The organism is Stieleria tagensis (genome assembly GCF_024129865.1).
GTDB classification, from domain to species: Bacteria; Planctomycetota; Planctomycetia; order Pirellulales; family Pirellulaceae; genus Stieleria; species Stieleria tagensis.
Map to the genome: position 1 here is coordinate 83198 of NZ_JAMYFE010000094.1, position 22905 is coordinate 106102.

The following is a 22905-nucleotide window of genomic DNA, read 5'->3' on the forward strand; positions in this document are numbered from 1 at the left end:
ATTACTGAGGGATTGCCGGATTGTCGCCAACGATCACGGGATCGAATTCATCAGCGGGCATCAACTGCTGTTGATTGATTGCCAGCTCACTTTGAAACGCCGACAGCGACGGCAGACAATTCGAACGGTTTCGCATGATGTCGATTCGTTGCTCTTGTAACAGCGTCCCCTTGGCACGTGCCAGACTGATCAACGACAGGTTATAGGTCGCCAGCGTCTGTGCGAGGGCATGTTCCGACAGAGCCAATCGGTTCTGTGCAGCGATCAAATTGTCCAAGAACAGGGTGGCCGAGGGATCATTGCCGGCCAAGACTTCCCAACGCTTGCGAATCGCCACCACTTCGGCTTGGCTCGCTTGCATGCTCAAGTACTTTGCCTGTAGTTCGGCATACGACGTTTGGACTTCGCGGACAGCCACTTCGACTTCCAACATCAACGACTCGATGGTCGCCTGAAGCTGACTTTGCAGTTGCCGCAGCTCCAATTGTCGCCGACGCAAACGGGCGCGTGCGGTTCGATTGCACACCGGATACTCATAGATCAAACCGACGCCAAAGCCGGGTTGTCCTTCGGTAAACTGATCGCCAAACGAATTGCTGATGTCGTAGTTGCCGTTCAGTCCCGCCACGTAGGATTCCAGCACTGCGTCGAGCACAGGCTGAAGTTCATTGACCGCAATGTCTCGCCGACGAGCCGCCCCAGAAATTTGCTTTCGCGCCTGAGCAATTTCCGGGCGCATGTTCAAGGCTGTCAGTTTGGCTTGAACCATGTCCACGCCAACCGGCTGAGATTCGGGAGCTGCGACCGGCAACAGTTCCAATAAACCGTCTTCCTCCAGACTCGGGTCATTGATCAATCGAATGATCCGCGATTCCGCGTTGCGGACGGCCGTCTGGCTGCGAGTCAGCATGGCTTGACGTTCGGTGACCGCACTCATCGCCCGATACAGTTGCGATTGATCGACGTCCAAATTACGTCGTTGATTCAACACGTCATAGATTTCGCGGCCCTCGCGAGTCAGTTTGACCCGCTGAAGCAACGACGCGCGTTCGACGTACAACGCCCAATAGCTGCGAGCGACTTCCAGTACCTGGGATTGCAATTGACGGGAAAATTCGTCGTTCGCCGCGGACGCGTCGAGTTTGGCCAGGTAGATCTGTGACGTATTGTAGTATTCGCCGGCACCGCGTTTGAGCGGCTGGATGTAACGCATTCTCAACCGCGACGACCCTTGGTCGTCGGGGCGAAAGAAGATCGAATTGTTGTCGCGCAGTCCAAACTCTTGGGCGATTTCGAATTGACCGCCGTGATAGTTTCGCCGCCGCATACCGCCCAGGAATTGCCAATCGGTTTCTTGGAAACGGTCTTCGTTCGGATCGCCCACGGTCAGCGTGTTGCCGACAGGGTCACTCCTGCTTTGGAAATCGGATTCAGCAAACACACGCCAATCGAACAGCCCGCATTCTTCGGTGATCCGCTGCTCGCGGATCAACGGCAGTTCGCTGAAGGTACGGATTTGAGCCGAGTACTGTAGCGCTCCGGACACGAGTGTGCTGACACTGACATCTACCGGACGATCATCGGCCGACAGTGGCGAAGCGACTTGCTTTTGCCACCACGGCGCATAGCCGGCCGGCATGGCGCTGGTGCCGGCGACGTTAATCGTGGCATAGTCCGTGCTCAACGGCGCCGCATAGCTGTCCGCGGTTGTCGTCGGTGGCGTTGGTTGTTGAGCGGAAACTGCTTGCGTGGTCGCAAGCGCCGCAATCAGATTGAGTACGATCCGTCGAGATGCCATCCGAGGCTCCTAGTAGTGTCTGCCACAGTGTTCGAGAGGTAGCCATCACCACATCCACTGGGTGTACGGCACCTTGGGCCACTCTGCATTTCGACGCTGGAACACACATTGGGCAACAGAATTCCCTGTCGCCGGATCAATCCACAGGTCTCCTAGAACACGACGGACCGGCACAACCGGTACCGTCGCTAGTTCCCGCCTACTATCTACGCCTAGATTCACTCGCCCGCCAGCGATGAACTCACTCGGCTACGGTAAGCCGACAATTCCCCCAAATCGGTCAACTGCAGCGGCTGTTCGTCGGCTGCTTGCATCGAGTGCAGGACCTGGCCAGAACGTCCACGGAACCCGTCATCGTTGAAGCGGGAAACACTAAAGAACGTCGCCGCGCGGGGCACCGGTTCATAGTAGCGTCGCAGGTTATAACCGGCATTATCGTTCCGATTGTAACCGGCAAACGTCTCATGCGCCCGGCTGCTATGGTCGCTTTCGTCGATCGCAACGCCTTGGAAGTTAGCGACATAATTGCCGCCGACATCGGTCACCGTGGTGCGCCAACCGATCAAATCGCCAGAACCGTCACGGATTTCCAAATACAACGTGGTGCCAGGATTCGCCGTACCACTCATGATCGTTTCAACCGGCAATTCCGGTGTCACCAGACGGGGCAACTCGCGATCCTCGCCTAAGAACGTGTTGAACGAATCATACGAATAAACGATTAACTGATCGGTGTCAGTGTCGTGATTGTTCTCCGGTGTGGGGTCGGGACCAAGTCGCGGATCGTAGGTCACATCAACTTCGTTGGTGAATTCTTTGGTGTTCAGATCCAGCCCGGTATTTTTCACCTGCCCCGTCAGCGTCAACACAATCTGTCCGCCTTCTCCGGCCAGAAAGCCAACATCCCAAGTCACGATTCCAGTCGTGGGATCGTAAACACCACCATCGGATGCCGAAACAAAATTCAAAACGTCGTCCGGGAAGGTGTCGGTCACAGTGACGCCGGTTGCGTCTTCGATACCAACATTGGTGACGACGATCTGATAGGTCAAAGTGTCACCTAAGAACGCCTGTGTGATTCCGTCGTCTTTCGTCACCGTCAGGTCAGGGGTATTGAAGCGAGAATCGGGTGTCACCACCAAATCGACATTGTCGATCGGCGTGGGATCAACATCATTGTGCGTCACTTGCACGCCATTGATGTAGAACTCAGTGGGAGGTGCCGGATCGCTCAATCGGACCGTCAACTGCAAATCAACGGTCTCACCAATCGCCATGGTTGGAATTTCCCAGATCACGGTGCCCGTGCTCGGGTCGTTGCTGACGTAGTAGGGATCTGAAGAACCGGCAAAGGAAATTCCATCCGGTAGCACGTCAGTGACAACCACGTTGGTAGCGACATCTGCATACGGCCCTGCTTTATTTGTCACCACAAAGGTGTACTCAAAAACTTGACCGGCAACCAACTCCGTTTCCACTGTGCTTTTGTCGATGGTTAAATCTGGACCGACGATCGTCGCGTCGACGGAATCGTCCGTATTGTCAGGGCGTTGCTCTGGGTTGAACCCCGGTTGATTGTCCCAATCCAAATCAACGGCGTTGGTGACCAAAGCACCGTAGGAATTGATATCGCTCGTGACTTCCGCGTCGAAGCTAACCGTCACCGTATCGCCGAGCAGCAATTCATCGATGCTGATATCGATCGTGTTTCCGCTGGAACTGTCGACGACGGTCGATCCGACGGGAGCAACAATCATAATCGTGGAAACATCCAATGTCATTTCTGGCGGCAACGTGTCCAGAATCAGCAAATCGAACGCGTTAGCAGTGCTCGCCCCGGTGTGCATGATGTCAAACGTGTAGGTCACCGTGTCGCCCAAGTGCGGCGTGTCATCACTGATCGATTTCTCGATCTCCAAAAATGGCTCAATGATCGTGATGTCTGCTGTGTCATTATCGGTCAGTCCATTGGTCGACGTGACTTGGGCATCATTCGTCTTGACGTCGTTGTTGTTATTCGCCGAATCGTTGACGACCAAGGCGTTGTAGGTGATCAAGAACGAATCATTTGCGGTGTTATTGTCTCCTTGATTGACCACGTCTCCCAAATCGATCGTCAGTTGGCCGTTGCTGAACGACGCAACCGGAGCCTGGCTGAAACTGAAATTCCCACCCGCGTTGACCGACACTGACAATGGGTTCGCGATCAGCCGGTCGGGTAGATTGTCCGTCACCACCACGGCCGTCGTCGTGCCCTCGAACATGGTGACTTCCAGTTGGTAGGTCACCACATCGCCGATGGCATATTCCGTCGGTCCGACCACGGTCTTGTCCAGCTCCAAGCCTTCGCCGACTGTGATCGTGACTGTGTCGTCATTGAAATAGTTGTTCAATCCGCCGGTGTCCGGACGACTGCTGCCGTCACGCTCGCCGGTTTCCGCACCCGGATCTTGGTCACCCGATAGCGAGGACCAATCCACCGTCGCGTCGTTGGTCAGCACTTCGCCGCGGGTCACACTGTCTTGCAATTCGATCGTATAGGTCAGCGTGATCGTCGCGCCGACTGGCATGTCGAAATCGCCACCCTCGATCGTGATCCCAGTCCCGCCGCCGGTAATCGCCGCCGTTGGTGCACCAGCGATTGGGAAGCCGGTCGCCACCAGACTATCAACACTGATGATCAGTGTGTCGCCCGGAGCGATGTCGGCGAAATTCACATTGTACGCCGTGCTGGTGCCAGTGTTTTCCAGCACCACTTCGTACTGAACCGTGTCACCGGCATCCGGCGCAGTCGGCGCACCGCCGACGATCGTCTTGGTCAATTCCACTTCCGGCTCGACCAACTCGACATCGGCCGTCGCGGTGTCGGTAAACGTCGCATAGTCAACTTGTGCGGTGTTGGTCAGCGGCGTTCCGGTGTCTTGATTGCCATCCACATTCAACACCAACGCGTCGACTTCGATGATGATCTGGGAGTCGGCTGCTGTGCCGCTGGGCAGGGCCACTTGATCGACGTCGAAGTTGATTTCAAACGCGTCGTCGTAGGCGTCTGCAGTGTTGTTTTGCAGCGTAATCGTTGATCCATTGAGCGTAATGCCGCTGCCGGTCGTGAATCGGACCGCGTTGGGATCGTTGACGATTGCCAAAAAGTCCGGCAACTGATCGCTCAGGATCACCGCATCATTGTACAGACCGGCCGACAAATCCAAGCTGATCTGATAGGTCACCGTCTCGCCGATCGCCAGGTCCGTGATCGCCGGGTCGTGCTGGCCGCTGCCGGTACCCGCTTCCGAGCTATCGACCACAATCTTGCTGATCCCGATTGATTCCTGGCCGGTGTCGATGGTGTGATCGTCGTTGTCCGTGCCGGTACGACCGCCGGTCCCCGGTAAACTGTCATAGTCGACCACCGAGGTATTAATGATCGTGTCACCGGCCGGATCAACGTTGGCATTCAGAATGGCGTCGAAGGTGATCGTCACCGTTTCACCCAGTTCCAACACGTCCACATCCACTTCCAACGCGGTGTCGCCGGCGCTGTTGCCCGTGGCAATCGTAACGGTACCACCACCGCTGGTCACTGCGGTCACGCTACCGACAACCAAGTCCAGCGTATCTTGATCGCCCATTCCATTGAGCAGACTGTCGGTGATCACCAGATCAAACGCATCGGTCGAGCTACCGCCTGCCGCCGAATTACTGACTACCAACGTGTAGGTCACCGTATCACCCACCGATGCCGTTGTCGTCGGGGATGATTTGTCGATCGTCAGAACCGGTTCAACAAGCGTGATCATCGCATCGTCAGTGTCGGTCAGACCGTTGGTCGATGTCACCGTCGCCGTATTGGTCTTGGTTTGACCATCCACGTTGCCTGGATCGTCGACGATCAACGCTTCATACTGGATGATGAAACTGTCGTTGGTCGAATCGTTGTCGCCCGTGTTGACCACATCACCCACGTTCACCGTCAACACACCGCCGCTGAAGTCAATCACTGGCGCAGTCGGGTTGAACGTGAAATTGCTGCCGGCGATCACCATCACCGTCGACGTGTCAACGGTCATCACATCAGGGATGTCGTCGAGCACAATCACGTCCGGCGTGCTGCCTTCGAACAGACTGACCTCGATTTGATAGGTCACCGTGTCGCCGATCGAATACACCGTCGGTCCGACCACGGTCTTGTCCAGCTCCAAGCCTTCGCCGACTGTGATCGTGACTGTGTCGTCATTGAAATAGTTGTTCAATCCGCCGGTGTCCGGACGACTGCTGCCGTCACGCTCGCCGGTTTCCGCACCCGGATCCTGGTCGCCCGATAGCGAGGACCAATCCACCGTCGCGTCGTTGGTCAGCATTTCGCCGCGGGTCACACTGTCTTGCAATTCGATCGTATAGGTCAGCGTGATCGTCGCGCCGACTGGCATGTCGAAATCGCCGCCATCGATCGTGATCCCAGTGCCGCCGCCGGTAATCGCCGCCGTTGGTGCACCAGCGATTGGGAAGCCGGTCGCCACCAGACTATCAACACTGATGATCAGTGTGTCGCCCGGAGCGATGTCGGCAAAGTTCACGTTGTACGCCGTGCTGGTGCCAGTGTTTTCCAGCACCACTTCGTACTGAACCGTGTCGCCGGCATCCGGCGCCGTCGGCGCACCGCCCACGATTGTCTTGGTCAATTCCACTTCCGGCTCGACCAACTCGACATCGGCCGTCGCGGTGTCGGTAAACGTCGCATAGTCAACTTGTGCCGTGTTGGTCAGCGGCGTTCCGGTGTCTTGATTGCCGTCCACGTTCAATACCAACGCGTCGACTTCGATGACGATCGTTGCGTCGGCACCGGCGGACCCTGGCAACGCGACTTGGTCCACATCAAAACTGATTGTGAAGGCGTCGTCGTAAGCATCCGGTGTATTGTTGGCGACCGTCGGTGTGGCGGTAGAGGCCAACGTGATGTCGCTACCGATACTGATGATTCGCACGTCGCTGACGCCGTCGACCAATGCCAGGAAGTCCGGCAATTGATCGCTCAAGATCACTGCGTCGTTGTACAGACCGGCCGACAGGTCCAGGCTGACTTGATAGGTCACCATTTCTCCGATCGCCAAATCGGTAATGTTGGTGTCGTGCTGATCGGAGGTGGTGCCGGCTTCCGAGCTATCGACCACAATCTTGCTGATCCCGATCGATTCCTGGCCGGTGTCGATCGTGTGATCGTCGTTGTCCGTGCCGGTGCGTCCGCCCGGTCCGGGCAAGTTGTCATAGTCGACCGTCGAAGTGTTGATGATCGTGTCACCAGCCGGATCGACGTTGGCGTTCAGAACCGCTTGGAATTCAATGGTCACCACTTCATCGATCGCCAGTTGGTCCACCGTCACCTCGACGGTGTCATCACCGGGATCATTGCCTTCGGTCACATCGACGGTCCGCCCCGCAGGTTGCGACGTGATCACTACGCTGCCGACCACCAGGTCCAATGTGTCGTCGGCCAGCAAACTGTTCAGAAGATCGTCGCTGATTACCAAATCAAACGCATCGGCGGTGCTGCCGTTGCTGGCCAAGTTATCGACGGTCAGCGTGTAGGTCACGGTATCGCCGACCGAGGCAGTGGTGGTGGCGGAGGTTTTGTCGATCATCACCACCGGTTCGACCACGTCGACGGTCGTGGTGGCGTCATCGGTAAATCCAGGGTAGGTCAGCGTGGCCGTGTTGATCAGAGTGTCACCGTTCTGATTCGCCGGCACATCGGTCAGGACCGCGACAACCTCGAACACCATCATGTTTTCGTTGCTGATCGCGCCGACGCCATTGACCAAGTCGGTGAACGTGAACGTTGGGTTGCCGCTGCTAGTATCGGTGACTAGATTCGAAAAGGAGACATTGGAATCCGACTCGGCTGCGACATAGGTGGCACTGACCAGTTCCAGCACTCCGGGGGTTATCGGCAGCAGATCGCTGACGACAAAGTCATTGGGGTAGGTCGCTTCGGGCAGCGTGATGGTGATGCGGAAGGTTGCTTCTTCGCCGATCAGCAGATCGTTTCCGCTGGTCGATGGCTGGCTGGTATCGATCAAGGTCTTTTCGATCGTTGGGACCGCCGTGGTGATCGTGGTCTTGTCCGAATCAAAATAATCGTTCAGCGATCCAGGTGTGGGGGCGTTGCTGCCGTCACGCTCTCCGTCGGGTTGGCCGGAGTTGACATCGCCGTCGAGCGAGGACCACTGAATATTTGCCTGGTTCATGATCATTTCACCAGGGCCAATCGTGTCTTGCACTGTGACTTCATAAATCAACGTCACCACGATGCCCTGCGGCAGATCAAATTCACCAGACCCCGTCATATCGGACAGCACGATCGAGGTCCCGCCGCCCAGAATCTCTGCCTGAAGGGTCACTGGCAATCCAGGCGAAGCCACCGAAACCACATTGGTGATCAATGTATTAGTCGGCGCCAGGTCTTCGAACATCACTTCAAAGGCATCGCTGCTGCTACCGTCGTGTCGGATCTCGACCTGGTACTGGATGACGTCACCTGCATCCGGCGCGGTGGTCGGGCTGTTGATGCTCTTTTCGACGATCAGATTGGGTTCGATCAGCGTGATGTCAACCGAGTTGGTTGCCAGATCAGTGGTTCCGTTGTTTGGATTCGTGTACTCAACATTGGCCGTGTTGGTCAGCGTGACGCCATCTTGATTTCCAATCACATTCAGCACACGTGCGTCGACGCGCACTAGGAACGAATTGTTGTTCGCGTTGTTGTCCGCAGTCGTCAGTGTGTCACCAAAATCGATCGTCAGATCCGTTCCGCTGCCGACGGGATTATTGGAGCTTTGGATGACGAGGTTGCCGTTGTAGTCTGCTGTCAGCAAACCGCCGCTGGACGCGGCATCGGTGACCAGGGTGAATCCAACATACTCCAGCCCATCTGGCAGATCGTCGACAACCGACAGGTCAAGCGTCGTGCCTTCATTGAGTTCCACCAGCAGGTCGTAGCTAACGATTTCACCAATGGTGTATTGATCTGGCGCCACCGATTTTGACACGGTCGGCGTCTCAAGCGTGAACGACACATTGTCCGAGGTGAAATAGTCATTCGGACCGGTTCTGTCACCCGTGCGTTCGCCGTTGACGTCTCCAGGAGAACTATCGTCGGTTGGCAAAATTGAACCGGTCGGATTGGGGCCGGTCCCACTGTCCCCTGGCAAACTGGTATAGGTGACATCGACTTCGTTCGGGATCGTCAGTCCAACGTCCACATCGTCGACCACGCGTGCCGAGGCCAACACGACAAAAGAGCCACCAGGATCCAGGCGATCAACGACAAGATCAATATTGTTTCCGACGCCGACGTCCGAGTTGTCCGTTGCGGTCGCATAACTTGGCGAGAATACTTGCAGTGAAATCAGGTCCAAATTTGGATCCAATTGATCCGTCAAATTAATGTCAAAGGCGGTCGTCACGCCAGCCGCTGTTGAATTGGAAACGGTCAGGACAAACAGTGCCAAATCTCTCCCGTCGGCCGGAGAATTCACCAGTACTTTATCGACTGTCAGATCGGGTTCGACGATCTGCACCGACACCGGATCAGAGGGGACGCTGGGAGGCTCAAAGTTAATCCTGGCATCGTATTGATTGTCCAGGATATTGCCGGCGATATTATCGGGAAGATTGTTGACGATTGCATTGAATTCAATCACGATGAATTCTTGATTCGCATCATCTTCAACGTTGTCAACCGTCCCCAAGTTGAAAAAAGGATTCGACCCGGGCTGGAAATCGTCAGCATTCGGATCCGTTGTACTGGTCGAAATCAGGTCATCAGTCAGAACAAACGTCGGGGTGATACTGTTAATCGTTGTTTCATCACCCATCACAAATGCTGATGGGTCCAACGTGCTGGAAGTAAAGAGGCCGTTTTGGTCACCGACCAGTGCAATCGTGGTCGTCCCATCGTTCAAGTACGTCATCCCAGTCGGTAGCAAATCCTCGATGAACGAATTCAAATATTCAGATTCGGGGACTTGGGTTACCAATCGATAGCGAACGATTTCTCCGATGGCGACCTGTTCAATTCCATTGACGAATCCAGTGTGCGACTCTGATGTGGAAACAATCGATTTGACCAGCTGGCCAGGGTCGGCAGTAAACGAAACCGTGTCTTGATCGGCATAGTCATTCAATGCTCCGCCGGGACCATCAGCGCCGGTTCGTTCGACCGATTGATTGTTAAACGTCGATCGTTCTCCGGGATCGCCATCCAGGCTGGTCCACTGGACTTCCGCGGTATTCGTGACCACATCATTGGGCTGAATCCCAAGAACTAATTCACCACTAACCTGAATTGTAATTTCCCGGCCCATCGCAAAATCAATTTGGTTCTGGCTGGTGTCCCCTCCAATCGCAAATTGTAAGACGCCGTTGTTGTTGAACACGTCCCCAATGCCGATGGCGTCTGCACCGGTTTCAGTGTCCATAACCGATGTAATCGAATAGTTTTCGACCAGCGTGGGCAGCGTATCGGAAAGTTCCATTTCGTAGGCGTCGGTTTCGCTATTGCCACTGTGGCGAATAACGATGGTATAGACGACCACGTCGCCGGTATCACCACCAGCGGGCGGTGCCGTCACGCCATTAACGGTTGCCGTTTTTTCCACCTCGATATCCGGCTCAATGACCGTGACGGGATCGCTAGTCGCCGTTTCAATCTCTGTTTGCCCGTTGGAAAGATATTCCAGCGTCGCAAAGTTTTGCTCGGTGGATCCCGATTGGTTCTGCACATCGTTGAGTACCACCGCGGTGATGCTCAGCGTGATCGTTTCGGCGGTATCGTTATCGGTGTCCGAGTTGACGATCGTTCCCAGGTCGAAGGAAACCAATTGTCCGTCCGCTGTGACCACCGGTGCGATTGCGGCGAACCCACCCGGCAAGTCGGTTTGCAGTGCCGTTGGAGAACTGAGGCTATAGCCGTCGTAACTGACGAACGCCATGTCACCGAGTTGCCCCAAATAGTCCGTCAGCACGGCTTCAGGCAGCGTTCCCTCGGGCAGGGTCATAATAATATCAAACGTCACCAGCTCGCCGATCACTGCTTCATCAAAGGCGTTGGTGCCGTCAACGATTTCGGTTCCAGTCAACTGCTTGCCCAGAATCGGCGTCGTAATGGTGACAATCGCGTCGTCGGTGAAATCGCCATCGACCCCATCGGTCCAATCGACTCCATTGTTGATGGCTCCAAAGGAAACCAATTCGCCGGTGTCAATCTGCTGTGAACCGGCCGCTGCTGATTCATTTGCCTGCAAGTCGAACGTCACAATGATGATATTGCTTCCGGTCGCCGCTCCGTCTGGTTGACCGTCAATGACGCCGTCTAGCGGATTGCCCCCAACATCCGCTGGATCCACCAATTCAATCCCATTGGTGAAAAACTCCATCGCATTGGCAGCTGTGATCGGATTGCCAGCGGTATCGTTGAAATCGATCACGGTCCCGTCGCCTCGGGTGACCTGCAGATTCAAACCCTGACCGACTGTCGGGATGTCGAAGCCGCTGGGTAGCGTATCGCTGATCACCAAGTCATAGCCGTCATCACTGCCGGTGTTTTCGATGACGATCGCGAATTTGACGAAATCACCCGCATCGATCCCTTCCAAATTGCTGTCGATCGGATTGGCGGCAAGGTCGGCCGAGGTGATCGATCCAGAGAATGCATTGCCCGTGTTTCCCGGATCGGCAAAGCTCACCGGACCGACGGGGTTCGGATCAAAGGATGCTGCGCTGGCGTCGGTGCTGACGACACCTTTGACCAGATTCAAATCCGGCGTCTGAGACACGATCGTGCCGATGTCTGTCGTCGTGTTGGAGTCACCGTCGGTCGAGGTCTCATTGGCAACGCCAATGTTGGCGAGTGTCAGTCCGTCGGCAAAGGGAAAATCTTGGAACTCCACGGTGTACAGCAAATCGATTGTCGTTGCTTGGGACGGCAACGCTTCAAAGCTTCCGAAATCCAATGAAAATGCGTTGGCGCCGGTTTCCGCTTGCAGGGTCGGTGTCATGCCACCGCCGGTAAAGTACAAGTCAAAGAATGCTTGCGCTTGCGGGCCGTAGCTGATTTCACCAACCGCCGGCGTCCCTGTCGTCAGGACCGTGTTGTTGAATTGAGTCAGCGAGGACGCATCGAAGACAGGCGACGGCAACACATCGCCTATCGTGAGGTCGTCGAATCGCGTCTGCGGCAGGTCATAGGTCAACCGGTAGGTAATCGTATCGCCAGGGCCGAGCGTCGGCACGCCGCTGATTGGGACGCCATCGACCGCGTAAACCTCTTTGATCAACGTGCCCGAATCCAGGTCGGTTGTTGTTTGGCTGCCATCCGTGACCGATTCATTGCTGCCCGCGACGGTCGCCGAAATATCGATGTCGTTGGAAACCTGGTCGCCTTCGACCACCCCTTGGCCCCCCAATGCCGGGTTGCGATAGAGCGAATCGATTGTGGTACGAAAAACAACCACACCGGTGGTCCCCGGTGACAATCCGTCATTGCCCGTCAGTTGGCCGCTGCCCAATTCCGTGCCCAATTCATCGGAGACACGAAACTGGACCGCCACTTCATAGTTCGGGGCGCCCCCAACGGTGTCGTCATAATTTGTCACTTCGAACGTGTTGGTCGACAACGAATTGCCGTTGTTGCCCATGATTTCCAATGTCGGCGTAAACGAGCTGTCGAACGATTGACCATCACTGAGCAGATCATCGATCACGATGTTGTCGAAATCGAAATAATCCGAGACCTGGAATTCGATCCGGTACTCCAATACGGAACCGACCTGTGCGGGGCCCCCGCCGACGACGTCAACCGATTTTTGAGTGGCCAACGATTTCTGGGTCAATTTTTGATCCGCACCATCGGCTGGATCTTCAACGGTCTCGGTGACAATCGGATCACGGGGGTCAATGGGGTCCCAGGTGTACTCGCCCTCGGCGGGGTTCAGAGTCATGGTGCTCTGACCCGTGGTGGGGTCAATGATCGGATTGCCATCCCCGTCCAACTCGGGAATGTAGAAGGAGAATGTCACGGTCACATCGTCGTCGCCTGCTGTGCCCATGACCGAAGCAAATTCGACGACCAGTTCGTCTGTCCCATTTTCTGCCAATGCATCGATCCCGGGCTGATCACTAATGGTTCCAGTGGCGCCTGCGCTGCCACCGATTACCACGTTACCCTGATAATTGATCGTATTGGGCAGCAGATCCGAGACCGTCAGATCGGTCACGGTCTGGCCTTCGGCAATGTCAACAGTGATGGTGTAGGTCTGTGGAAAGTTTGCTCCACTGACCGTCTCTTGCTCGTGCGCATTGACGACTTTGTTGATCCGAATGATCTCCGGCGTCACCGTGTCCTGAGTGAACCCACTGACGGTTGCGTTTGGATCGTCAACACTGGGATTGTCCAGTGGATCACAGCCATACTGAAATCCACCACGCACTTGAACATCCAATCCAACTCCGACATCCGCCAAATCGCTGATCTCCATCGAACCGGTCACAACCAGTTCGGGACTGCCTTCGTCATAAGAACCGATTGGTAGTTGCAGCACGATGAAACGATCACCGGGGGTCAATCCGGTGACGATCACTGGCGACCCGTCGGGGTTCTCCAACAACGGATGCTCGACGGTCCCCGTCGCGTCCACCACCTCGTTGTACACCGGCGTCAGAGTGGATCCAAAAAAGTCGAATGTCACGTCGCCACTGTCGATCCCGATCCCGTCTGGTACATCGGTGCCGGCTGCACCATCGGCACCATTCCTGGGGATCACAATGTCGATGAACGGTCCGTAGCCGGTCTCGGTCGTCGAGGGTGGCATGTCAAACGTGATTTCGAAATCAAATGACTCGCCGACAAAGGCTTCATCGGGAACGTCAATGCTGACGTCCGGTACGGCATTTAACAGCACACGCCGTTCGAGTTGCTGCAAGAGCACACCGCGGCGTTTGCTGCGTTTTGATTGGCTGTTACGAACCGAAACGGGATTGGGAAAACCAATGCTCATGGCGCTTCATGCAGGGGGGGGTATTTGTCTGGCAATCGGACGATGCGAAAACGCACTCCGCCCGCAATGCAACTCACGTTTTCTCGATGATACGGTTATTATGATTGGACGGAATCAATCGACAACAGTCAAATTCTGCCCCACAAATAGGCGTCCAGGATCTCAATCAACGCGTGTTGTGTATCTTCAACCTAAGATGCAGTTGTGACACGGAAGCCAAAAATGCGTGGAAATTCGGCAACTCTGTCGTCCGCTGCGGATCCAACGAACTGCGGCGAGGGATTTCACCGCTAGCAGCACGCCCAAACCCCCTTCGCCAGAACTAGGAACGCCCCCGCTGGACAGCGTGGTCAACCAAAGACCAGTCCCCCCGACGACCCACTCGCTGACGCTTTTAGAAGTTGCGCGATTTTCGCAAGCTCGACGCGTCACGGCCTGTCGATTTAATGATGGTCGCCTTTCGCTCCGCGAAAGTCCCGATCTGTTGCCGCAACTTTCGCGGAGCGAAAGGCGACACTACCGTTGCGAAACGGATTAAATCAACAAGCCGGTCAGCAAGGGATTTAGCGGGAATGAAATCCCTCGCTCACGCGTTTTGAAGTTGCGCTTTTATGGTAACCCGAAGCGTGAGCGAGGGATTCAGGGTGCTAACGAGATCCCTCGCTCACGCGTCGGGTTACCAAAAACCAATGCCCCACGCAAAAGCGCGGGCTTTTAAACTAACGCGTCGGGTATAGGAACAACCAATGCCTGACAAAAACACCACTTCACAACCGCTTTCTGACGTTCAATGTTCTTGCTGGATCTTGCCCGATACACGATCGATGCCATGAATCAATTTCCCAAACTGCTGTTCTGCCTGGCCGTCTGCTGCGGATCGCCGCTCGGGTCGATCGCCGCGGTTGAACCCGTTGGACAAACATCACGTGTGTTCGCGTTCACCGAACCCAACGTGACCGTGCACGTTGCGTTTTCACAACCCGGTCGGATCGAAACGCTACAGGTCGATGAAGGCCAGCAAGTCGAACTGGGTGACCCGCTGGCTGCACTCGAAACAGGAGCACTCCAGGTCTCGCAGGCCATCGCTAAGGTTCGCGCCGCCGATCAGTCCACGATCACTGCCGCTCAAGCCGAAACCGACGCACTACAAGCGCGGCTCACAGATCTCAGCGCATTGCAACAATCCGGCGGTGCGTCGCCCGAGGAGGTGCGCCGAATTTCGACCGAACTGGATGTCGCTCGCGCCAAACTGGCCACTGCGAAATCAGAAAAAGAAGTTCAGAAGCTGGAGGTCAAACAGTTGGCCGAACAGTTGAAACAGCGAAACCTGACGGCCCCGCTAAGCGGATACGTGACCGAGATCCAAAAGCGTGCCGGCGAATACGTCTCGGCCGGGGATCCCCAAGTCTTGGAACTGGTGCAACTCGATCCGTTGAAAATTCGGTTCTACCTTCCCGCCGCTGACACGCTGCGACGCGAATCCGGGCAACCGGTCTTGCTACACCTGCCGCTGCTACAAATCGATGTCCAGGGCAAAATCCGCCGAGTCTCGCCGGTGATCGATCCCGAGAGTGGCACGGCGCTCGTGGAAGTCGAACTGGCGAATCCGGACAGAACGTATCGCAGCGGAATGCGATGCGAATTGCGACTGGACCAAACCGCCGTTTCCCCCTCTGAACTTTCTGCCCAGGTCTCGCCATGAACCCTAGCACTGACTCCACCAACCCTGCGGCCAACGGACAGCGTTTTGTCGTCAAGTACGAAAACCTGGCCGCCTTGTATGCCGGTCAAACCATCGTCAACGCGACCGACCAGGAAGTGATCGTTGATTTTTCCAGTGGACCGGTGACCAGCAACGACCAACAGGTACTGTCCATCCACACACGGATGGCGATGTCGGTCGAAGCGGCACGGCGGCTGGGACACCTGTTGCTACAAGCCACCGAAAACCAGCCGGCATCAGACATCGCGCAGCTACCCGGTTTTTAGTCGATCATGATCATTGCCACACAGTCCAATCCATCCGGCCAGCCCGAATCGTCCGGCACGGTGTCGCCGGCGGTGGTCGGAGATCTGACCGATCGCTACTTGGCAATCCTGGCCCAGGATCAGCCGCTGGACTCGATGCACCAGCGGCTTGCCAAACTGACCTGTGAACTATTGAACGCGCGAACCGTCTTGTGGGCTCCCGAACCGGCACACCAAGCGCCTTCGGAAGACACAAACACGGACATCGCCGAAAGGCTATCCGATGTCGCGCCGGACCCCCGGGTCGATGACGAAGAATTGGCAATGGTGTTGACCCAGGTCCGCCAGCAATCGCAACCGGTCGTCGCCCCCAGTCAACAGATCCCCCAAGCGACCAATATCGGCATTCCGGTTTCCGGCCACGGCGTGTTGCTGTGTCGACTGGTTGCCGGTCGCAATCTGCTACCGTCCTTTGTGGCGCTGCTGAAAATGGTCGCCGGCTACTTTGTGATGGCCAAGGTGCGTCACCACCAAAGCCAAGGGATGGCGATGGCCGCTGATTCGCAAACCCGACTGCAGCTGATTGAATGTTTATTCGGCCCGGGCACCACCACCGAATGCCTGCAACTGTGGTGCACACGTGTTGCAGCGATCGCCGGCGCCACGCCAGCGTTGCTGTGTTTGCAGGGCCGCCGACGCCGAAAGATCCGCCTGGTCGCACAGTCGGGCACTGACCCGGTGGCAACCGACGGCGAAACGGCGCGACTGGCCAAACGGTTGGCGGCGGAAGTGGTGCTAGGCGGCGCGGATCTGGATCAGGCGCTCAGCAATCAAACCACCATTAAATCCAAGTCGGCTACCGAACTGGCATCACATTTGGGTGTCGATCAGGTGTTCGCGTTTCCTCTGACCGAAGCCCAGCAAACCCGCGGCGCATTGATTTTGGCGGGCAATGCACTGGACGCCCAACGGGTCAAACGGGCTCGCCTGGCGGTCGCCGGCAGCGCCCCGTCACTGCTGTTTCGCCATCAACCGGCAGTCATAAAATCAGCCGGGGAAACCGGACACAGCAGCGGCTGGCGACGGTTGGTGACCGCCGCGCTGTCGATCGCAGCCCTGGTTGGATTGATGTGGATTCCCGTTCCCTATCACATTCGTTGTCCGCTAACACTGACCCCGCAAACCCGACGTTTTGTTGCTGCCCCGTTCGACGGGATCTTGATGACGACCGATGTCGCAGCCGGCGATGTGGTGCACCGCGGACAACCGCTGGGGCATCTTGACGACGGACCGCTCAAACTGGAACTGTCTCGAATCGCAACGGAACAGGTTCGAATTCGCAAGCAACAGGAGATCCATGTCGCCCAAGCCAAAATCGCCGACGCGCAATTGGCGGAACTACGCTTACAGGAATTGGCCGCTTCGGCCGAACTGTTGCAATCCAAGATCAACCTTGCGGTGATCACGTCACCACTGCCAGGCGTGGTGATCAGCCAAGATTTGGATGACGTCGAAAATTCGTCTGTCTCGCTGGGGCAGCCCTTGTTCGAAGTCGCGCCGCTGGCTGTCCTGCATGCGGAAATCGAAGTGCCGGAATTTCATGCTCAAGCACTGAAGACCGGATTGTTGACGTCGGTCTGGGTCAACGACGGTACCGGGCGTCGGCGACAGGGAAAACTGGAACGTTTGGCCCCCCGCGCCGACGTGGTCGGCGACCGCAACATCATCCGCTGCGAAATGCCGCTGGACAACGATGACCAAACTCTGCGTCCGGGAATGGAAGGTCGCGCGGCAATCGACGTCGGACAACGTACCATCGGCTGGATCTTGTTCCATCGATTGTGGGACCGCCTGCGTGTTTACGTGGGGATCTAATCGAGTCACCGATGTTTGATCTACAAACGTTAAAACCGAAACTGAAAGCTGGGCTGCGATTCTCCTTGGAATCGTTCGGGGCCGACGCCTGCTGTATCGTCGACGACCCGGAACGAGAGCAGTATTGGCGAATCGGGATCGATGAATTTCGCTTGCTGTCGAAATTCAACGGCCACTGTAGCGTCGCCCAAGCCGCTGCACAGATGCAACAGACCGACCTGTCACCAGCTGAAATACAGCGGGTGATCGCCTGGATGATTCAAGAGGGACTGGCGGAAAACCTAAGTTCCCAGTCCAGCAAACCAAAGCCACCCAAATTGATGCAGGGGATCAATGCGTCTGTGTTCTACCGGCTAAGTTTGGGCAATCCGCAAACGCTGCTGCGTTGGCTGTATCCGCTGCTGGGCTTTTTAACCAACCCCTGGTTGATTGGTGTTTGGGCGGCCACGATTGTGACCGCACTCCTGTTGGTCGCCGTGCGTTGGGATCAATTTCAAACCGCGACGTTCAATGTCGTTTCGACCGATCTATGGCTGTACTTCCTGGTGATCTGGTGGGGGCTAAAACTGATCCACGAGCTCTTTCACGGGCTGACCTGTTTGCGTTATGGCGGCACGGTGCGTGAAGCCGGCATCTTGTTTTTGCTTTTCGCGCCTTTGGGGGCCTACGTGGATGTCACATCCGCATGGCGATTTTCGTCCAAATGGCAACGCATTCATGTCACGCTGGCGGGCATCTATGTCGAACTTTGGTTGGCTGCGATCGCGGCGATCTGGTGGTGTTTCAGTTTGGATCCGATCGTCCACCAATTCTGTTTGCAAACCATCTTGTTGGCATCAGTGGCCACGTTGTTGTTCAACGGCAATCCGTTGATCCGCTTCGACGGTTACTACTTTTTATCGGACTTGTTGGAATTGCCGAATCTGTATGTGCGAGGCCAATTGGCGGTCCGTCGTGTGTTCCGGCGGATCTTTTTTGGAACCGTTGTTCAATCAGAAACCGTCGAGCCTCACCACCGACTGTTCGTACTGTTGTTTGGCTTGGCGTGCTTCGTCTGGAAAATCATACTTTGCGCAGGCCTGATTATTTCCGCAGCGCTGTTGTTCCAAGGATCGGGATTATTGTTAGCGATCGCGCTGACCTTCACCTGGTTTGTGCTTCCACTGCTAAAGTTTCTGGTCGGTTGCGTGCGGATGATTCCACGACAGCCCCTGCGCGTGCTGCGGGCGACCGGATTGTTAGGCATCCTGATTGCATCGGCTGTTTGGGCCGCGCAGTCGATTGAGATCCCGCAGATGGTCACTGCCCCAGGTATCGTTCGCCCGATCGAATCCTCAATTCTTCGCAGCGAAGCGTCCGGGTGGCTAAACGAATTGGATGTCCAATCGGGACAGCATGTGGTCCAAGGTCAGGTGCTAGCGCGACTACACAACCCGGAACTGGCAATCCAAATTCTGGAGTTACGTCAGGAACTGCAGCGCATTGAAATTCGCCAGCGATCATTTGTGTCCGAGGGGAAATTGGGCGAAGCCAACGCCGAAGCGCAGGTTGCCGATCAGATCCAAGAACAACTGGACCAGCGGTTGCTAGAACAATCTCATCTAGAAGTCCGGGCGCCGCATGATGGCGTAGTCGTCGATTTTGAGATCGACGCGTTGCGGGGACGCCACCTGGATCGCGGTGATCGACTGTTCGAACTCGGCGACCTGTCATCGCTCGAGTTTGCGTTTTCGATGGAACAATCGCGCAACGAACGGCTTCAGGACATGGATCGTCAGGCTCCGACCGTCACCGTGTTTGTCCCCGGTACAGCCCCGATCCAGACCGTGTCTTCCACTCTGACCGTGCATCCCCAAGCTCGCTGGCAATTGGACGCCCCCGCGCTGGCGGCAAAATCCGGTGGACCCATTCCCGTGATGGAAGTCGTCTTGGACCGACGGCGGATGGAAACCCGCACGCTTAGCCCTCGGATTCACGGGACCCTCGCGCTACCCGAAGAAACCAAATTGATTCCCGGTACGATTGGTACCGTACGCATCTCGCTGGCCAGCCAGTCTGTGGCCCAGCGGATCAAACCGTGGATCACGCAGTTCTACCAAAATCTGGCCGACCGACTGGGCGAAGTGCGTTCGCCGGCTGGGCCCAATAGCTAACCACCGCCGCAGCGAATAATCGGCGCGCGTTAGAGAGCGGTTCCTCGGACTTTGTAATGCGAGTCACCAATAACCGTGAGCTCGCGTTCCGCGGCCGATGAATCATCCGCACTACGGTTCGCTGCGACAGCGATTCAGCGTCAACAGCGCGAACGCGGTGCCATAGGGCCGATGATAGTCGTACAGCGGATAGTCCCACCAACATCCATTGGGCTCTTGGCGGTCCAACATCAATTTCGTTAGCATCGCCTGGTACGGCAATCGCTGATCGGGTGGCAATTGTGCGACACAGACTGCGCCGTAGTAATGCCCAAAGAAATAAAAGTAACCCGCAACTTGCATCCATGATTCATGGGGAATCGGTCGCTTGCGACCGATGTCTAACCAACCGTTACGGACATACAACCGGTACAGCCAGGTTTTCAAAACGTCGTCAGTGATCGTTTCGTCACCCCATAGTCGCAAGGCACCGTTGCAACATTGCGAGCGCCCCAAACTGCCGCCGGGACGATTGATCTCTCGCGCCGGCCGGTCTTTCAAGTATTCGCCATACAGATAGCTAAAGTCCGGCAGTTGTTGTCGGTTGATGGCCGCAATCGCGCGATCCACCATCCGCTGCGGCGGTTCGATCCCGATGTCGCGGGCCTCGGCCAGAGCGACCAGCACCGTGCCACCGACAAAACTGATGGAACTGGCGGTCGGTTGATTCGACTGGTAACGAAAATCGTAGTAACCCCAACCGCCGTCGACCGACTCGTAACGTTGCAACATGTCGAATTGGCTGCGAATCAGCGTTTCGATCTGAGCCCGTTTTTCCGGATCATCGGCCCGTCGCCCGTGCAACCGAGTCAGTGCCTGAATCGAATAGGCATGTCCCCAGACATTGTAGATCGCATCTCCCGTGGCCCGGCGGAGTTTCGGCAGATGCTCCAACAGCCAAACTTCCGCGCGGTCGATCGCCGACCGTGTCGCGGTGTCGTCTGCGCCCACTTCTAACAACGCCGCCAAACACAGCGACGTGGTTCCGGCGCGAAACGCATGATGAGCCCCCGGGACGGGAGCATAAATATTTAGCCCCTTGGTCTTGGTGGCTGAACCCCAGGAACCATTCGGGTTTTGATCCTCGATCAAGAACTGAACACCGCGATCAATTGACGCCTGCAACTGTTCGGCGGTGGCTGGTTCCACCTCGGGCAATGGTCGCGACTGGCCATTGACCATCACGGTCTGTTGCCCAGGCGACGATTCGGCAGCGACCAACGTGATCAACGTCGCAGCGACCGCCCAGAACGAACGAATTCGATTGTATGGCACAATCATTTCGCATCCTCCTCCTTCTGTTCCGCTTTTTCTTTCTCCTTCTTTTTCTCCAGGTCGGTTTCCGCTGCGGGCTGGTCGGCAGACACCTCCTCGGCAGCCCCATCATCAACAGCCGGCTTGGAAAGCGTCACTTGGCAATTCATTCCCGGCATGATTTGATTCAATGCTTTGCCACCAACGGTCACCACACAGTCATATTTCGCATTCACGTAGGGGACGTCCCCAACCGACTCGACGACACCTTCCAATGTCACGTCGGGCAATCCGTCTGGAGTGACGTTGCACTTGTCTCCTTTACTGACGGCATGAAACTGTGCCTCGGGCAAATCCAATCGAACGTGCAATTTTGACGGGTCGACGACCGTGCCGATCACCTGGCGGTTCGCAACACTGGTGCCCTGTTTCAGAACCACGGGTTTGGCGGGCAATTTCCCGCGGACCAAGGGGCCGTACAAAAAGATGCCATCACGCGGGGACTTCAAAACCACTTGCTTGCGTTCGGAACGCATCTGTTCCAAATCTTCGGACTGCTGCTTGAACTTCGTCTGCTTGCGTTCCAATTCGATCTCGCGTTTCTGACGCTGGTTTTCTCTCTCGTGTTGACTGCTCTCAAATGCTAGCCGCGCGCGTGCCAAGCTCTCTTCCTGCTCGGCGTCGTTTTTTGGAATCGTCTGTGACAGCGTTCGCGCGGTTTGAATCTCGCTGCGTCGAAGTGAAAACTGAGCCATTTCCATCGAATGTTTGGCGCGTCGCAGCACGATTTCTTCGGACTGTTCGGTCAGATCATCTTCTTCATACATCTGTTCCAATTGATGAAATTCTTCGGTTGCGCTGTCGAGAGAAAACTTCGCCGACTGCAATGAAACGTTGGCCTGTTCGATCTGCCGTTCTCGATCGACTTTCTGATAGTTATCGTACTGCTGCTGGGCCAAATCTCGGGTGCGTTTCGCTGTTCCGGCATCAAGTCGTTGTTGCTGTAGAAACTGTTGATGCTCAAATTCGTCCGCCTTCAGCGCCAATGACGCCAGACGCAAATCCAATTCTGCATCGCGAATTTTTTCGTCCCAGTCCTCTGAATCGAACCAGACCAACGCTTGGCCTTGACGCACCCGTTTTCCGTACTCAACGACTCGCTCGATCTTGAATTCAGTCAATTGTTGATGATCTGCCGACACTTCCGCTTGTCGTGTGGATTCAAACACCCCCGCAAGTTTCGTCGGCTTGGGTTTTGAATCACTGGCGGAATCCGGTTCGTCGGCGCGACCAACGGACCAACCGGCAATCAGGACAATGCCAATAAATATTGACGGGCGAAGGACAGTTGTTATCCAAAATGGTTTCATGACAACGTGAACTCATCGGGGCAGAATCAAGGTGAGATGGGTTCTCCCATCATAAATCGACAACCCGGCGGTGTGGGGAATGAATCGGTTGCGATTGCGACAGCCCGCCGAAAGCCCCGGCCAAGGACCGTGATGGCAGAACCAGCCCCGCTAGCGACTGCTATGAAAAATGAATTGTTGCGATTCAGTTCACCCGGGGTTCCTGCCGAACCTGCCCCCAGCAGGTTCGACAGTGACCCCGGGCTAAGCCATTGAACGCCGTTGGCGTAGAGATGGGATTGAGTGCATGCGACTCTCCCAATCGGTGGCACGCGAAGCTGCACGACCTCCCCGCGGGAGAGTGAGTGATGAGCATTCGCCCGGATGATTCTTGACCTGGATATCGATCGACGCAAATT

The 22905-nt window shown here is 56.0% G+C and carries 8 protein-coding genes; 4 read left to right on the plus strand and 4 right to left on the minus strand.

What is annotated here, in order from left to right:
- Position 1 precedes the first annotated feature (1 nt).
- Positions 2-1798, minus strand: coding sequence for a TolC family protein (locus NHH03_RS21355; RefSeq protein WP_253159451.1), 1797 nt, complete (start codon positions 1796-1798; stop codon positions 2-4).
- Between the two features lie 218 nt (positions 1799-2016).
- Positions 2017-13848 carry an isopeptide-forming domain-containing fimbrial protein gene (locus tag NHH03_RS21360; RefSeq protein ID WP_253159453.1) on the minus strand — a complete coding sequence of 3944 codons (11832 nt, stop codon included), beginning with the start codon at positions 13846-13848 and terminating at the stop codon, positions 2017-2019.
- An 829-nt stretch (positions 13849-14677) separates the two neighbouring features.
- Between NHH03_RS21360 and NHH03_RS21365 the strand changes: the two genes are divergently transcribed.
- The 4 genes from NHH03_RS21365 to NHH03_RS21380 are packed head-to-tail and all read left to right on the plus strand — an operon-like array spanning position 14678 to position 19844.
- A complete protein-coding gene (locus NHH03_RS21365) occupies positions 14678-15550 on the plus strand; it encodes an efflux RND transporter periplasmic adaptor subunit (protein WP_253159455.1) in 873 nt (290 codons plus the stop codon).
- On the plus strand, positions 15547-15837 hold the full coding sequence (locus NHH03_RS21370) for a hypothetical protein (protein ID WP_253159457.1): 291 nt from the start codon (positions 15547-15549) through the stop codon (positions 15835-15837). Before NHH03_RS21365 ends, NHH03_RS21370 begins: the two co-directional genes overlap by 4 nt.
- Before the next feature lie 6 nt (positions 15838-15843).
- Positions 15844-17691, plus strand: a complete 1848-nt coding sequence (locus tag NHH03_RS21375) for an efflux RND transporter periplasmic adaptor subunit (protein ID WP_253159459.1) — start codon at positions 15844-15846, stop codon at positions 17689-17691.
- A gap of 11 nt (positions 17692-17702) precedes the next feature.
- Positions 17703-19844 (plus strand): efflux RND transporter periplasmic adaptor subunit, encoded by a 2142-nt coding sequence (locus tag NHH03_RS21380; protein ID WP_253159461.1) that lies wholly within the window; start codon positions 17703-17705, stop codon positions 19842-19844.
- A gap of 111 nt (positions 19845-19955) precedes the next feature.
- Here the strand turns inward: NHH03_RS21380 and NHH03_RS21385 are convergent, their stop codons facing one another.
- Together NHH03_RS21385 and NHH03_RS28250 are read right to left on the minus strand one after the other, a co-directional pair.
- Complete coding sequence (locus NHH03_RS21385) at positions 19956-21164, minus strand: hypothetical protein (protein ID WP_253159463.1); 1209 nt, start codon at positions 21162-21164, stop codon at positions 19956-19958.
- Positions 21161-22366 (minus strand): HlyD family efflux transporter periplasmic adaptor subunit, encoded by a 1206-nt coding sequence (locus NHH03_RS28250; protein ID WP_253159465.1) that lies wholly within the window; start codon positions 22364-22366, stop codon positions 21161-21163. Before NHH03_RS28250 ends, NHH03_RS21385 begins: the two co-directional genes overlap by 4 nt.
- Between the last annotated feature and the right edge of the window lie 539 nt (positions 22367-22905).